Origin of the sequence: Acidisoma silvae (assembly GCF_020618775.1) — a bacterium.
Taxonomy (GTDB): domain Bacteria; phylum Pseudomonadota; class Alphaproteobacteria; order Acetobacterales; family Acetobacteraceae; genus Acidisoma; species Acidisoma silvae.
Map to the genome: position 1 here is coordinate 55,123 of NZ_JAESVB010000018.1, position 14,739 is coordinate 69,861.

At 58.0% G+C, this 14,739-nt stretch carries 14 protein-coding genes; 9 read left to right on the forward strand and 5 right to left on the reverse strand.

The window, feature by feature from the left end:
- Window positions 1-543: 543 nt before the first annotated feature.
- The 3 genes from ASILVAE211_RS21885 to ASILVAE211_RS21895 form a co-directional block, all read right to left on the reverse strand.
- The gene (locus ASILVAE211_RS21885) at window positions 544-852 is read right to left on the reverse strand and encodes a WGR domain-containing protein (RefSeq protein ID WP_227323490.1); all 309 of its coding nucleotides are present in this window, start codon (window positions 850-852) and stop codon (window positions 544-546) included.
- 514 nt (window positions 853-1,366) lie between these two features.
- Entirely contained in the window at window positions 1,367-2,311 is a 945-nt protein-coding gene (locus ASILVAE211_RS21890; RefSeq protein WP_227323491.1) for an alpha/beta hydrolase family protein, read from the reverse strand.
- On the reverse strand, window positions 2,308-3,210 hold the full coding sequence (locus ASILVAE211_RS21895; RefSeq protein WP_227323492.1) for a LysR family transcriptional regulator: 903 nt from the start codon (window positions 3,208-3,210) through the stop codon (window positions 2,308-2,310). Before ASILVAE211_RS21895 ends, ASILVAE211_RS21890 begins: the two co-directional genes overlap by 4 nt.
- A gap of 99 nt (window positions 3,211-3,309) precedes the next feature.
- Between ASILVAE211_RS21895 and ASILVAE211_RS21900 the strand changes: the two genes are divergently transcribed.
- The 8 genes from ASILVAE211_RS21900 (at window position 3,310) to ASILVAE211_RS21935 (ending at window position 11,649) form a co-directional block, all read left to right on the forward strand.
- Window positions 3,310-4,206 (forward strand): NAD(P)-dependent oxidoreductase, encoded by an 897-nt coding sequence (locus ASILVAE211_RS21900; RefSeq protein WP_227323493.1) that lies wholly within the window; start codon window positions 3,310-3,312, stop codon window positions 4,204-4,206.
- A 136-nt stretch (window positions 4,207-4,342) separates the two neighbouring features.
- Window positions 4,343-4,918, forward strand: a complete 576-nt coding sequence (locus tag ASILVAE211_RS21905; protein WP_227323494.1) for a GNAT family N-acetyltransferase — start codon at window positions 4,343-4,345, stop codon at window positions 4,916-4,918.
- 303 nt (window positions 4,919-5,221) lie between these two features.
- Window positions 5,222-5,662, forward strand: coding sequence for a GNAT family N-acetyltransferase (locus ASILVAE211_RS26555; protein WP_406566088.1), 441 nt, complete (start codon window positions 5,222-5,224; stop codon window positions 5,660-5,662).
- A 95-nt stretch (window positions 5,663-5,757) separates the two neighbouring features.
- The gene (locus ASILVAE211_RS21915) at window positions 5,758-6,495 is read left to right on the forward strand and encodes an alpha/beta fold hydrolase (RefSeq protein WP_227323495.1); all 738 of its coding nucleotides are present in this window, start codon (window positions 5,758-5,760) and stop codon (window positions 6,493-6,495) included.
- A gap of 120 nt (window positions 6,496-6,615) precedes the next feature.
- A complete protein-coding gene (locus ASILVAE211_RS21920) occupies window positions 6,616-8,232 on the forward strand; it encodes an MFS transporter (RefSeq protein ID WP_227323496.1) in 1,617 nt (538 codons plus the stop codon).
- Window positions 8,233-8,250: 18 nt separating this feature from the next.
- Window positions 8,251-9,312, forward strand: a complete 1,062-nt coding sequence (locus ASILVAE211_RS21925; protein ID WP_227323497.1) for an HlyD family secretion protein — start codon at window positions 8,251-8,253, stop codon at window positions 9,310-9,312.
- Entirely contained in the window at window positions 9,309-10,889 is a 1,581-nt protein-coding gene (locus ASILVAE211_RS21930; protein WP_227323498.1) for an efflux transporter outer membrane subunit, read from the forward strand. The genes ASILVAE211_RS21925 and ASILVAE211_RS21930 overlap by 4 nt, the downstream gene beginning before the upstream one ends.
- 67 nt (window positions 10,890-10,956) lie before the next feature.
- Window positions 10,957-11,649 (forward strand): FadR/GntR family transcriptional regulator, encoded by a 693-nt coding sequence (locus tag ASILVAE211_RS21935; protein WP_227323499.1) that lies wholly within the window; start codon window positions 10,957-10,959, stop codon window positions 11,647-11,649.
- A gap of 172 nt (window positions 11,650-11,821) precedes the next feature.
- Here the strand turns inward: ASILVAE211_RS21935 and ASILVAE211_RS21940 are convergent, their stop codons facing one another.
- On the reverse strand, window positions 11,822-12,004 hold the full coding sequence (locus ASILVAE211_RS21940) for a LysR family transcriptional regulator (protein ID WP_227323500.1): 183 nt from the start codon (window positions 12,002-12,004) through the stop codon (window positions 11,822-11,824).
- 132 nt (window positions 12,005-12,136) lie between these two features.
- Entirely contained in the window at window positions 12,137-13,078 is a 942-nt protein-coding gene (locus ASILVAE211_RS21945) for a LysR substrate-binding domain-containing protein (RefSeq protein ID WP_227323501.1), read from the reverse strand.
- Between ASILVAE211_RS21945 and ASILVAE211_RS21950 the strand changes: the two genes are divergently transcribed.
- Entirely contained in the window at window positions 13,061-14,206 is a 1,146-nt protein-coding gene (locus tag ASILVAE211_RS21950; RefSeq protein ID WP_227323502.1) for a zinc-dependent alcohol dehydrogenase family protein, read from the forward strand. The two genes, ASILVAE211_RS21945 and ASILVAE211_RS21950, sit on opposite strands and share 18 nt — an antisense overlap.
- The last annotated feature ends 533 nt before the right edge of the window (window positions 14,207-14,739 follow it).

The window sequence follows — 14,739 nt, forward strand, 5'->3', positions numbered from 1 at the left end:
TCGATATCAGAGGAAGCGAATTTCACAACTGGCCGCGCAATCGCTTTGAACGCAATTTGAAGAGTTTTGAGTTGGGCCAACATAACCCTCCTCAATGCGTGTGTATCACCGAGCCTCTCGTGGCTTTTCTCGCCTGCAGGTCACAAAGCCGATTTGTTGCAACGATGCTTGCATAGGCGGTCATATTGCTCTGCATCGATCCTCACCCTCTGTGTTGTGCGGTGCGAAAGATACTGACCAATCGGCGAACTGCAATAAGACGAATTGGGCCGCGCTGTAACGTTGATGCGAGATTAACTTAGAATGTTCCCTTACAGGATCATCAAAGTTAGACGAATGTAATGGAACCTCGGAATTTCGTGACATTTGATCAGCGGTGCCGCTCCTTGTCATGCGCACAAGGTTTAAATGTCTTGGGACAGGAGAAGCTCGCCTTATATGACCAAAGAGATCTTGGTCACCTGAGGCATCTAAGCCGACAATCTAACACCATAAGTCTTTGCCGGAAGGCGTCTTTCGGGCGAGACCTTCGGTTAGGTAAGGTTAATCGGTCGTGCGATGGCAATAGCCGCGCTTGGTCTTGGCCCGCGTGATGGCAGCCAGGGCGTTCACGGCGGCGCCGGCATCATCGTGCATGTCGAACCGCTGGCAGCCGCCTGTGCCAATCCGGCCCCATTGGCGCATCAGCAGCGCTCCGCCGAAAAGATCGGGCCAGACTTCCATGCGATAGTAACGCCATTCGTTAAGCTCGGGGCGAATGCGGCATAGCGACACGTGTTCTGGGAATAGCGCCAGTTGGACAGGCGCAGGATGGATCGATTTCGGGTTCCTGTGGCGCTTGGGTCGCTCCATAGAGCGAGTCTATTGCGATTTATGTCAGCTGCAACAGGCATCTTAGCGTCCTGACTATCGTGGCCGGAGACACTGCCGACCGAAGGTGAGCTACCCTGTCGCCACGCGGGGCCCAACCGCGTCCAAACAGCGAGCGGCTCGACCTTCCAGCATGAGGCTGGGCGATCAGGTTTAGGTCGATCAATACCGCACGAACTCAAATTATCCCTTAAACCCCATAATCTAAACAAACTGATGAAAGAATAACATACGTCGAGCTTCAGCTCTAACGCGCTGGTCGTTTCGCTAGGTTCCTGGTCAACGAGGCGGTGGTTGGCACCGCCAAACGGAGCGTATCACGGTCAGGAATCTGGAAATCCACCATGAAGACCATGTTTTTGGCGGCTGCTCTGAGTATCGACATGGCCGGCACCGCTCTGGCCGGTAACAGCACCGTATCGCCGCGCCAGCGGCCGTCCTATCTGGCTTAACCGTTCGGCAGCAGCCTATGGAGCTTAAGCATTCGTATCCCTCATTAGGCACTACGCCAGGGTGGCGTGGCTGATCGTGGTCGTTGTGGTTCCAAGACGTGCATCGGCCAGGGATTGCGACCATGCCGGAGCCATTCAAGGCTGTCCTTCCAAAAGCCGGCGACGTGGCTATCGTGGAACAAGCTGAAGTGCCCGATAACCGCGCGGTCGTAATCTGACGGTTGGAGGAGCACGGCCGTTCGCGGGGCGCCGGTGTAGTAAGCGAGGGTACGGCGGATTGCTGCAACGGTGCCGAGTTCGTCGTCGGCGACCGCGACCGCAAGGATCGGTGCCGTCACCGCCGTCATGCGGGCCAAGACCGACCGCCGCTCGCGGCGTGGATGGCTGCGCTCGAAACGTGGCCCCCGGAAGCTCCATTCGGTTGCGACGCCGGATGGCAAGTCTTCTGACCATCCAAGACGACGGCCGGGGAAGTAGCCGCACAGGAGCGTAAGCGCAGGCATCGCAACGTGCCACTTCAAAACTAGCCGCAACCGCCGCGCGGCAGTGTAATCGCCCCACCAAGCATACTGGGCGCCGACCGTAAGCATCCGATCGACCAACGGTGCGCTTTCCGCCAAGCCTGGCAGGAAGCCTCCAACGCTGTGGCCGACTACGAGCAGCGGCGCTGAGGTTGCACGTTGCCGGAGGAAGCGGAGGACGGCATCGAAGTCCAGCTCGCCCCAATCCCGCCAGCGATAGTTGCATCGCGCCAGGCGTGTCGGGCGAGAAGCACCAATCCCGCGATAGTCGTATGTCAGCACGTCGAAGCCATGGCTGGCGAGGAACCGTGCGTAGCGGTGGTAGTAGCGCGCTAGAACGCCGGTCGCGGGATTGACGATGACTGTGCCGACCGCACTGCTACCGCCAGGTATGCGCCACAAATGGCCGCCGAGCTGCACACCGTCGCGGCATGGGATCTCTACCACCTGCCCAACCGGGTCGGTCATAAGCCGCCTTCCAGCTGGCCTGGGACACCCGCGACAAGCGACCGGACGACCTCGGTCAGGACGTCCCGGAACGCTTCGCTAGCCGGCGAGAGCACGGGACGTGTCAGCATACGCAACTCGATCGGCGGCAGCCTTGGAAGACGCAGGGCTGTCCCGACATCATGTATGAGTTGGGGCACTCTGTGCCCGGTCCGGACGGTGATCCCTTGCCCAAACCGCAAGGCCGCCCAGACACCGGGCAGGCTGGGTGTGGTGAGGGAAAGCCGCCAAGCGATCTTTTGGCGATCCAGTGCGCGGAGTGCCGCCTGGCGGAATAGGCAAGGATGGTCATACAGCACGAGGGGAAGGCGATCCGGCCGCTCGCCCACGGGCCACGACAGCTCCTTGCCGGCGAACCACGACAAGGGCAGACATGCCAGCTCGACTCCTGGATTTGCACTTCCGGGTAAAAAAAAGGCTAGGGCCAAATCAAGCCGCCCGGCCTTCACTTCCTCCTCAAACACGGCGTTGCGTCCCGCCATCACCTCGACATGCATTCCGGGACGCAGACGCGCGAACTTCGCGATGGTCTCGGGCATGACATCCTCGAAGAAGTCTTGCGGCAGTCCCAGTCGAATTGCAGCGCTCTTCGTTTCCGTCCCCAGGACGGTGGCGGCCTCGTCGTGCAGTTCCACAATCCTCCTCGCATAAGACAGCAGCGCCTCGCCCGCTTCCGTTGGCACCAGGTTGCGCCCGCGCCTTGCGAACAACGGCCGGCCGGCCTGCTCCTCCAACCGTTTTAGCTGCATGCTGACGGCAGACTGCGAACGACCGAGCTGAATGGCTGCCCGCGCGAAGGAGCCGACTTCCATGCTGGTGACGACCATGCGAAGCGCGTCGATGTCGAAGCTAGGGTACAATACTTCATTATCCTTGAAGTCTCGGTTTGTAACTATACGTTATTCTAATAGGTTGAGCGCTGCTAGCACTTTTTCCAGAACTGTCTCGGAGCGTTCGCGATGTCAGAGCGAACCACTACAACAATCGGCTTCATTGGCCTCGGCACCATGGGCGAGCCAATGGCGATGAATCTGGCGCAGGCCGGGGTAAGACTGCTCGTGTGGAACCGCTCGAACGCAAAGTGCGCGCGCCTAGCGTCAGCGGGAGCGGCAATCGCGGCCAGCCTCGACGAGCTCTTTGCCCGATGCGAGACCATAGTGCTGATGCTTGCCGACGGTGCTGCGATCGACGCTGTCCTTGACCGCATAGGCGTAGCCTTTGCTTCGCGCGTCCATGGCCACCTGATCGTAAATATGGGTACGGTGCCACCCGCCTATTCCGCAGCGCTTGCGGCGGAGATTGCAGCCGTTGGGGGGCGTTACGTGGAGGCGCCCGTTTCTGGCTCACGCCAGCCCGCCGAGGCAGGGCAACTGGTGGCAATGGTTGCCGGTATGCCCGAAGACGTGACGAGTGTGCTCGAATTGGTCGGGCCGATGTGCAGCAAGTGTTTCGCTTGTGGCGCTGTACCAGGCGCACTGGCAATGAAGCTCGCGGTTAATACGTTTCTCATCACCATGGTGACCGGCCTCGTCGAGGCGGCGCATTTCGCTGGTCGGCACGGTCTCGATTTGGGTCAATTGGTCGCCGTGCTGAATGCTGGACCGATGGCCAGTGAAGTGTCGCGGACCAAGAGCGCCAAGCTGTTGGCCCAAGACTTCTCCCGACATGCTGGCATCTCCGACGTACTCAAGAACAACCGGCTCATCATCGACGCCGCGCGGGAGGCTAACGCAGCTTCGCCGCTGATGGACGCTTGCCTCGCGCTATACGGCGAGGTGGAGGACATGGGCTTGGTTGGGGACGACATGGTGGCAGTGATCCGCGCCTTCGAGCGCCGAAGTGGTGCCCTTCCGTGATCGGGTTCATTTTGCTTAGCCTTTTGGTCGTCACCATCGTTGCGCTGGGATGGGCGGCGGCGCGGTTTGGATGGGCGGAGTTTATGAAGGTGGCTAAGTTGCAACGAGTCCCGCCGCATAACAGGAGCGAGTGCACGTGATAGTTGAACCTTGCGAGACCCTGTCGACGAACAGGCTCGTATTGCGTTGGGTGAGTCTAGATGATGCTTCGAGCACGTCGAAGTTGATGACTCCGGCCGTAAGCCGCTGTCTCGCCTCATGGCCGATCCCTTTTACGGTGGATATGGCTAAGACACTGATTAGCAAATTGCGCGACTTGGCGCTCCGGGGAGACGCCCTGCCATTCGCCATTACAGCAAGACAAGATGGTGAATTGCTTGGCTGGGCAAGCATTGTGCGGAATCCGCAGAAATCGGCGTTTGCCTCATTGAGCTTCTGGCTGGGGGAGGCCCACCACGGCAAAGGCTATATGCGGGAAATCGCATCAATAATCGTGACGGTTGGCTTCAAACGCCTCTGCGTTGATATCATTGAGGCCGGAGCGCAGACGGCGAACGTAGGGTCATTCGCTGTCATGAAGGCGTGCGGAATGACCCCCGCCGGCGAACGGATGGTATATGCTTCCGCCCGGGCCCGCAAAGAGCTTTGTTACTTTTACGAGGTCAGAAGGCCGCTACCACCGAACGAGTGGTCATCGCAGAAGTGTCCGTAGCTTCAAACATCTCGCGGCGATGTCGAAGAGCGAGTGCCGCCCGATTTGCCGTTACCACACCGCACCTCATCAGGCGTTTCGTATTTTGCAAAATGGCAAATCGAGTCGACTTTTGATTATCAAATCGGCCACTGTGCGACCGAGCGGCGCGACCCAGGCCGACGGGCAGACATTTTACCGCAGTCGCCCGGATTTTCGAGGGGCATTACTTCTTTCAGCGGCAATCAGCTGTTGGCACCAATCAACTGTAGATACGGCGATCTCTACGCCACCGCCACGCAGGATTTCGCGACATGAAGCGGCCTGCCGTTCCTCCATCTCGACTGCCTGTTCGTGCAGGGCGACCACTGTGGACACGGGGTCGGCGCGCGCTTGCTCAACGCTGTACGCGACCATGCGATGGCGATCGGGGTTACCGAGCTGCAATCGCAGACGCCCGCATGGAATGAGGACGCGCAGCGCTTCTATACTCGCGCGAGTGCAACCGGATTGCCGAAAATGCGATTTACCTTGCAGTTGAACGTCTGGACGGAGGCCCTCTCCCTCAACTTCTCGGCTCCCCAACCCTCGTTCTCCTTGCGGTGGCATCATGTGATCGCATCTCGGGCTTACGCACCGACTCGGAGGCTAGGGTGCGAACCGAGACTGTGCGATATGAAACTAAGATGCCGTCTCAGGAAACCGCCGAGGCGAACCGGCAGCGCACGGCGCTGCGCGACGGCATGCGGCGCATCTCGTTGCTGAATTGTCGAGAAAATACATCGACACGGCCGTACCCACGTTTAAGTTTGTCACGAACTCGCCGCCGAGTTGGGCGGCGCCAGCCCGGAAGCTTGCTGATGGCGTCGATCCTTTTGATCCATGGCCTGTTTGGCTCCCTGAGCGCACCGGGCATCCTCTCGGCCTTCCGGGATGTGCGCGTTCTCGCGCCCGATCTAATAGGTTACGGCTCCTGCCGCGAGGGGGCGCCGGACGGATGGACGCTGCACGAGCAGGCGGACCACGTTGCCGCCTGGCTGCGCGAGCGTAAGGCAGGCCCCGTCCACGTAGTCGGTCATTCTGTCGGTGGCGCCATTGCGGTCTTATTTGCCGGCCGCCATCCGGAACTGACCCGCTCCCTGACCAGCGTAGAGGGCAATTTCACGCTGACCGATGCTTTTTGGTCGCAGAAGATCTCCACGCAGCCAGTCTCCGAAATCGAGGAAGAGGTTGACCGCTTCCGCGCCGACGCCGCCGCGTGGATCGGCCGTTCCGGCGTAGCGCCCACTCCCTTCGCCGTGGCAACGGCGGCCCTTTGGCTCGACAACCAGCCGGCCTCGACGCTTCGCAGTCAGGCACGCGCGGTCGTCGCTGCAACGGCCGAGGACGCTTACCTCAACGGGGTGCGCGACCTCGTAGAGTCAGGGCTCCCCATCCACCTTGTGGCCGGCGCTCGTTCCCGTAGCAGCTGGGACGTACCGGACTGGCTATCGTTTCGAGCTGCAACTGACACAAATATCCCTAATACGGGGCACCTCATGATGTTGGAAAAACCGGAGCTTTTCGCGCAAGTACTCTGCCGGAATCTCGTCGTCTAAGCGAGGAGACCTATGACGGTTTTCCACCCACGAAGCTTAGACTCGTGTGCCTTGCGAGACTCAAACATCCTATGTTAGGATTATCCTATAATAAAGTATCTCGGATGAAGGGCCTCTCCTTTGAGTTTATCGATTGCTTCGCAAGCTCCGCCGACCAACACAGATCCAGCTAAGCCAAAGCCGACGCCATTTTCACCTCGACTGGGTGCGGGTCTGATCGGCGTTCTGCTGGCGGTTTTGGTTGCTGGATTTAACGAGCATGTGACCGAGATTGATTTGCCGGATCTTGGGGGTGCCTTGGGCATAGGCTATGACAATGGCACGTGGCTGACAGCCATTTATGAAGCCTGCAACGTCTCCGCCATGGCCTTCGCTCCCTGGTGCGCGGCGACATTTTCGTTGAGGCGATTTACCATTACGGTAACGGGCCTACTTGCGCTGCTGGCGGCATTCGCACCTTTCATGCCAGATTTGGATTGCCTCTACATCCTCAGAGCTGTTCAAGGGCTTGCTGGCGGCTCACTGCCACCTATGCTGATGAGTGTCGCGCTCAGATATCTCCCGCCTAAAATCAAAATCTATGGTTTGGGTGCCTATGCGCTTTCCGCAACTTGCGGGCCCAATCTGGCAACGCCTCTCGCTGCGCTCTGTTTCGAAACTTTTGGCTGGCAAAGCGTATTTTGGGAACCAATACCTCTTTGTCTGGCCAGCATGGCGCTCGTCTTTTACGGCATCCCACAAGATCCGCTCCGTCTTGAGCGCTTCCGGCAATTCAACTGGAGTGGGCTTTTGCTCGGATTTCCTGCGATTTCAATGATTGTCATCGCACTTATGCAAGGTGACCGGTTGGATTGGTTCCAGTCCTCGCTTATTTGGGATCTGACTGTCTGCGGCATCGCTTTCTTTGCGTTATTTCTTGTCAATGAATGGTCACATCCCCTTCCCTTTTTCAAGATTCAGATGCTGCGCAACAGGAATCTGTCTTTTTCCTTGATTGCTCTTGCTATGGTGCTTGTGCTTGCCGTCGCCAATGTGGACCTGCCATCTCGGTATTTGGCGGAGTTGCAAAGCTACAGACCGTGGCAGACAGCGCCGCTCATGCTTGCTCTGGCTATCCCTCAACTCGTGGCCCTTCCCCTTGTCGCGGCTCTCTGCAATTTTCGGCAGGTGGACTGCCGCTGGGTCATGGCGCTCGGTCTCCTGCTCATGGCGGGGTCCGTTTATGCGGGCACCTTCGTGACCTCCGACTGGTATCGTGGCAATTTTTATTGGCTACAGGCCATGCAAGTTCTTGGGCAGCCTATGGCTGTGATTCCTATCCTGATGATAGCGACACTCACTCTAGCGCCGACCGATGGGCCTTTTGTCTCCGGCATGTTCAATATGGTGAAGGGCTTCGCTAACGCTATCGCGGCTGGAATTCTCAGCTTTCTATTCACATGGCGTGAGCATCTGCATTCCAATATTTTGCTTGATCACTACGGTGCATCACGCTTCCTGCTGAGTGATCTCACCCGAAATGACATGCAGCTGGCATCGACGGTACACCAGCAAGCAACGGTCATGGCCATTGCGGACAGCAACTGGATCATGATCGGAATCGCGCTGGGTCTGCTTGTCCTTCTTACCCTGATTCCATCACGGGTTTATCCGCCGTCGGCGCCTGCCGCGGCAAAGCTGAAAACTGCTTCGAGCATTCCATCAACATCCTTGTCATCGCCCAGTTTGGCGCGCTGACAGAGCCCGGACACTGTCATGACAAAGAAAACGCAGTTCATCGTTGTCGGCACAGCCGTAGTCATCGTCTTGGCCGTCCTTACTATTCAGCATGTTGCGGCAGATAATGGCAGGATACAGACGACGGACGATGCCTATGTCAGCGCAGATTTTTCTACTGTTGCTCCGCGCGTTGCGGGCCTTATCGATCATGTTTTTGTGGATGACAATGCGCTCGTCCATGCGGGCCAGGAACTCGCTCATATCGATGATCGGGACTATCGCATTGCGCTGACTTCCACGGAAGCTGGACTCGCTTCTGCGAAAGCCGATGTCGAGAACCTCGATAGCGAAATCGCCCGTCAACAGGCGCTCATCGATCAGGCAAGAGCGACCTTGATGGCCGACGATGCCGCCCTTGCATTCTCCAAAGCCAATGCCGCGCGTTATCGCAACCTGTCACGCGCAGGCGCCGGTACTGTGGAGCAACAGCAGCAATCGACATCCGATCTACAAAGAAACTTAGCCGACAAAGAGCGCGATGAAGCAGCCTTGGCCGCGACAAAGGCACAAGTTCCCGTCCTGGAGGCGCAGCGAACCCGCGCCGTGGCACAGGCGCTGCGCGCGGCTGCCGCGCGTGACCAGGCGAAGCTTAATCTTTCCTATACGCGCATTGTGGCACCGGTGGGTGGCATGGTGGGTGAGCGCGGTGTGCGGGTCGGTTCCTATGTCAGCCCTGAGACACCGCTGCTGGCTGTCGTACCTCTACAGGCTGCCTATATTCTGGCCAATTTCCTGGAAGATCAACTTGACCGTATTTCGAATGGCCAGTGCGCACGTATCACGGTCGATAGTTTCCCAGGCCAGGCGCTTCATGGCTGGGTCGATAGTTTAGCCCCTGCCAGCGGCATCGCCTTTTCTCCTATTCCCCCCGATAACGCGACCGGCAATTTCACCAAGGTCGTCCAAAGACTGGCGCTCAAGATCCGCCTCGAACCTGACCAACCGCTACTGCAGCGGCTTCGCGTCGGCATGTCCGTTGAAGCAAGGATCAATACGGCGACCGCCCGGTGCGACGTACAACAGGGCATCTCCAAATGACCACGCCTCTCCCCAACATCGCAGGGCGCCACACTCTGCGGGCGGCAACAGGCCTTCTGCTGGCATTGAGCGCCTGCACGGTCGGTCCTGATTGGCAGAAACCAAGCTTGTCTATCGACTTGGCCTACAACGGCCCCGTAGGGGCAGTTGCGCCAAGCCGGATCGCCCAAATCGCCTTTGATCCCGCCTGGTGGAGAATTTTCAATGATCCCGAACTGACGTCTCTTGAGGAACGTGCAGCCACCTCAAATCTCGACATCGCCATAGCCAGTGCCGATTTCAGCGCGAGCCAGGCGGCACGCCGCATCGTGGCGGCAGACCAATATCCGTCTTCGGATGCAAATGCGTCCTACGCACGGGAACGTGCCAGCCCCAATGGCGTGCTGGGCCTCTTGGACACCACAGGAAGCCAAAACACGGCGACTGTAGCAAACGGAACGCCTGAGTTCGGACCGGCCGCACTACCGGGAAGCTCTGGCTCAAGCGCCTTCGATCTTTGGCAATACGGCTTCGATGCGTCATGGGAGTTGGATCTTTGGGGCCGTGTCCGCCGCGAAGTTGAGGCTGCCAACGCATCCGTGGAAATGTCCGCCGACGAAAGGCGTGGCGCCCTGGTGAGCGTGCAGGCTGAAACCGCAAGCGACTATTTTCAGCTTCGCGGCCTTCAGTCCGAAATCGCTATTGCACAGCAAAATCTAGGGCTCGCGCGGCATAGTTTGGCGCTGACCCAAATTCGCCTCAGCAACGGTGCTACCACAAATCTGGATGTCGCGAACGCAATGGCTCAGGTCCACGCCATCGCTGCCACCTTGCCCCCGCTCCAGCAGCAAGAAGCACAGATGGTCAATGCTTTGAGCTTCATCCTAGGAAAGCCGCCCCGCGCTTTGACGGCCGAACTTGCGACACCTACCCCCCTACCGCCGGTGCCCCCCGTTATTCCGATCGGCTTTCCATCCGAGCTTGCCGCGCAACGTCCCGATATCCGAGCGGCTGAGGCCAAGCTGCACGAAACGACGGCTGAAATTGGCGTTGCTGTGGCCGACTTCTACCCTCGCATCACGCTCTCCGGCAGCCTGGATATCCAAGCCCTGCAATTCGGCGGCCTCGATACTTGGGCGTCCCGCCAATATGGCTTTGGTCCAACGATCAGCATGCCCTTGTTCCAGGGCGGACGTCTGCGCGGCACAGTGAAACTGCGCAAGGTTCAGCAGAAGAAGGCCGCCATCGCCTATCAACGTACTGTGCTCCAGGCCTGGCGTGAGATCGATGACGCGATGACGGCCTATAACGCGGCGCAGAACCAGCGCACGCAATTGCAGGAAGCCGTCGGCCAAAACCATATCGCTTTGGCGGCCGCCCAGTCGGAATATGCCCAAGGCGCCGCCGATTTCCTGAATGTCCTCGAGGTTCAAAACCAAATGCTGATAACGCAAAGGGATCTCATTCGTGCAACGACAGACACGGATGAAGCCTTGGTGAGCCTTTACAAGGCTCTCGGCGGAGGGTGGCAGACCACGTTTCCCTCCCTCCGGGCAACAGGCGCACCGCCTAAAACCTTATCGCTTGCGACCGACTAACCCTATAGGTAGGATGATTGACACATAGTATCATTGGCCCACTCACTGATTGACAGCGCCCTACATCATGTCGGTTTCTCCCCTTCCCCAAGTGGCGCGAACCTCGCTGGTTGACTCGACCATTGGGCTGATCCGAACTCAGATTGAGAGCGGGGCTTGGAAGGTGGGAGAACGCATTCCCAAGGAGCAAGAGCTTGCCGATATGATGCAGGTTGGCCGCAATACGGTGCGGGAGGCCATCCGTGTATTATCGCACGCAAATGTCCTGGAGGTGCGCCAGGGCGACGGCACCTACGTCCGGCTCAGTGTCGATCCGGCTGAGGTCATGCGGCGGATTAGCCGATCCTCTCTCGGCGAGCATTTTGAGGTGCGCGCGATGTTGGAGACAGAGGCCGCTCGGCTGGCCGCGCTCCATCGCTCTACTGCCGATATCCAGACGCTGCGCAAATTGCTGAAGGCGCGCGGAGAGCTTAGGCATCACAAAACCAGGGAAAGCTTCGTCGACGCTGATCTGGCTTTCCATGCCGCCATCGCTCGCATGTCAGGCAATAGCGCATTAGCAGAACTCTACCGCTATTTTTCAGGTGCTGGGCGCACAAACGCGATCTCTGTTCTTGACGAGCAAGACCTTCCTGAACCCGATCTGAAAGCACATGAAGCAATCTTGACGGCGATAGAAGAGCAAATGCCTGAGCGCGCTGCGCAGGCCGCGCGCTCAGTTATTATGCCAGTCGTAAAAACTCTGTTGGGAAAATCATAGAGCTGGATTTCTGCTAATTATGAGAGCCCTCGAATCTCGCAGCAATACGCTTCCCGTGTTACTTACAGGTGATTTCCCGCTTTGTTTTCGATCGCCTTTATGACCGCAACCATATCTTCTTCACCAAAGCCGAGCCTCAAAGTCTCAGAGTAAAGCGAGTAGCAAACATTCATCAACGGCGACATGACCGCAGCCGCCTTAGCTGCCCGATCTGACTTTCCAGCTTTTTCATTTGCAGGCTAATGGCCGCGGGCGAACGGCCGATTTTGTTAGCTGCCTTGGCGAAGCCACCTAGAGAATATCCAGCCACGAAAGTGCGCAGAATATCCATATCCAGATTTAGCGGAGCGGTCATGCTCACACTCTCTCAATTGAACTGCCTCGGCCATAGCGTGAAGTTCTGATGCCTGCCATGCGCGGTCACCTGATTGCGCACTGCTCGATCGGTAAGTGCAACCACAAGCTAGTATACCATTAGACGTGACAGTTAGGGTGATTGACTGAACAGCCTATCCCATCGGGGCAATGGCGAAAACGCCTTCACTAGCGCGTCAACGGTCACGCGGACCTTCGGGGTCAAATCTCGCACGCGCGGCCAAAGTGCCGTAATTGGCCACTGCATAACGGGTTCAGCCAAAAGCACAGATTCCAGCCGCCCTGAACGCACATCGTCAGCGATCAGCCAGGTCGACAGATAAGACAAGCCCAATCCGGACAGCGTTGCGTCACGCAATGCTTCACCATGACTGACGGTATGGCGCGGCTTTATGGCCAGGTCCCGCAACGCGCCGTCAGACAAGGCAATTGTCCAGGGAGAGCTGCGCCCGTCACGCACGAAACCAAGACAATCATGATCAGCCAAATCCTCGAAGGATTGAGGGTATCCGCGCAATGCAAAATAGGCCGGTGACCCGCAAATGACGGAGCGTTGTGTGCCGATACGGCGACCGATCAAGCTTGCTTGGTCACCGGGCTCTCCCAGACGTACCGCAAGATCGATGCCTTCCTCGACCAGATCGACCCTGCGGTCAGCGAAAGATACGTCCAGATCCAGCCTCGGGTGCTGCGCAAGCAGGTCCATAAGAACCGGCATAATACATAAGCGGCCGAAAGATATGGGCAGGTTGATGCGAAGGCGGCCGGAAACAGCCTGCTGCCGCGACGCCAGCAAGGCCTCAGTCGCGGATAATTCATCCAGCACCTTGAGACAGCTTCGGTAATAAGCTTCCCCCTCGACTGTCAGATTGAGGCGGCGCGTCGTCCGCTCCAGCAACCGCGCACCCAGCCGATCCTCAAGCCGCGCCACCTTTTTTGCGGCGGCTGACTTTGATAATCCCATCCGCGCGGCCGCCGCCGTGAAACTGCCCGTCTCCACGGTATGCACGAAAGCGGAAATACCAGTGAGCTGCGAATGTGGATCGATAGCCATGAGATTGGCGACTTTCAGGAGGAAATGTTCGGAGAATACATCGCACCACAGGCCCGCCAATCGTCAATAGAGTTTGCCTTTCCGAACGGCATGGAAGTTCTGATGACAGGAATGATGAGAGCCTGGCAGATAGCAGCTGAAGGCAGCGAACATCTGACCTTGGCAAGACGACCGCTTCCGATTCCAGGTAAGGGCGAGGTCCTAATCCGCGTTGGGGCGGTCTCACTAAACTATCGAGACAAGCTTGTGCTGGAAGGGTCCCTCCTGCCAGAGATACCATCCCTACCCTTCATCCCCGCCTCGGACATGGCTGGTGACGTTATTGGGATCGGGCAGGATGTATCGCGTTTTAAGATTGGCGATCGGGTCACAAGCCAGTTCTGGACAACCTGGACGGATGGCCCGGCTCCCGCAGATCTGGGGCGCTATGGACTTGGTGGTCCACTACCGGGCGTGCTGGCCGAATACGTCGTACTTCGCGAGGACTCTATCCTTTTAACCGCATCAACGCTCAGCAATGTCGAAGCCGCAACCTTACCAATTGCCTATCTCACCGCCTGGTTTGCGTTGATGGAAGGCACACCACTCCAAAGAGGCCAAACGGTCATTGTTCAGGGCACAGGCGGCGTCTCCCTCGCAGGGCTACAGATAGCCCAGGCGGCAGGGGCAAGAGTCATTTTGACGACGCGTGGCACCGCCAAACGGGAACGAGCCATGGCCCTGGGCGCCTGGCGTGTTATTGATACGTCACAAACTCCCAATTGGGCGGATTGCGTCCTAGCTGCTACGGATGGTCACGGCGCTGATCTTATTTTAGAGGTTATCGGGGGTGACAATCTCAGTCAAAGCATCACTGCAGCCGCCGATGGGGGCGTTATCGGTATCATCGGCTTCTTGGAGTCCAGAGACAGCGGGGTGCCGCTTTTACCACTGATGATGAAACATATTCGGCTGCAGGGAATAACCGTTGGCCATCGTCGTGCCTTCGAACGCCTGACGCATTTCATCGATACGCACACCATTAAGCCAATCATCGACCGAATTTATGAGTTTGATGACGCCGTAAACGCTTTTTCTCATCTTGATGAAGGCCCTTTCGGGAAAATTGTCATCAAGGTGAGGTCCTAGAAATTGAGGCAACGCATCTGAAAAAGGTTCGCAAATTCAGATGCAGTTTACCCAGGACCATGGCGACACACACCGAGCACGGGTTCACCGACAGCGAGCATAAGTGGTTAAATCAGAGGCTACACCGCGTCCCTATCCGGAGGGACTTCAAAGCCATCTCTGGCCGGGTGACTAAGCCGTATCGTCCTAGTTGCTGCGGCCCCGGAAGCCACAAAGGCCGCAGTCAACTCTCCTGTGCATCCGAGAATTCTGTCCGGAACCGCGCCGCTAGATCGAGCGCCAATTGCCACTTCGCCTTGGCCTCCTCTTCACTCAGGATCGGTGGCAGTACATCGCGAGATGACACGGTTGTCCCGACGGCCGAGAAATAATCCCCTTGGCCTGCCGGGCTGCACAGGCACAGCATATGAATCCGTGCACCGGAGCTATTGCGGAAGGCATGAGACCCATTGGCCGGAATAGCCCACTTGCAGGGGCCTTTACCACCTGTTGGGCGCCACGAAAGCTAAATTCCAGCTCTTCTTCGAGGAGCA

Coding starts and splice junctions, on each gene's coding strand:
- ASILVAE211_RS21885 (WP_227323490.1), bottom strand. CDS start 852: ATGGAGCGACCCAAGCGCCACAGGAACCCGAAATCGATCCATCCTGCG.
- ASILVAE211_RS21890 (WP_227323491.1), bottom strand. CDS start 2,311: ATGACCGACCCGGTTGGGCAGGTGGTAGAGATCCCATGCCGCGACGGT.
- ASILVAE211_RS21900 (WP_227323493.1), top strand. CDS start 3,310: ATGTCAGAGCGAACCACTACAACAATCGGCTTCATTGGCCTCGGCACC.
- ASILVAE211_RS21915 (WP_227323495.1), top strand. CDS start 5,758: ATGGCGTCGATCCTTTTGATCCATGGCCTGTTTGGCTCCCTGAGCGCA.
- ASILVAE211_RS21925 (WP_227323497.1), top strand. CDS start 8,251: ATGACAAAGAAAACGCAGTTCATCGTTGTCGGCACAGCCGTAGTCATC.
- ASILVAE211_RS21930 (WP_227323498.1), top strand. CDS start 9,309: ATGACCACGCCTCTCCCCAACATCGCAGGGCGCCACACTCTGCGGGCG.
- ASILVAE211_RS21935 (WP_227323499.1), top strand. CDS start 10,957: ATGTCGGTTTCTCCCCTTCCCCAAGTGGCGCGAACCTCGCTGGTTGAC.
- ASILVAE211_RS21940 (WP_227323500.1), bottom strand. CDS start 12,004: ATGACCGCTCCGCTAAATCTGGATATGGATATTCTGCGCACTTTCGTG.
- ASILVAE211_RS21950 (WP_227323502.1), top strand. CDS start 13,061: ATGTGGATCGATAGCCATGAGATTGGCGACTTTCAGGAGGAAATGTTC.
- ASILVAE211_RS21945 (WP_227323501.1), bottom strand. CDS start 13,078: ATGGCTATCGATCCACATTCGCAGCTCACTGGTATTTCCGCTTTCGTG.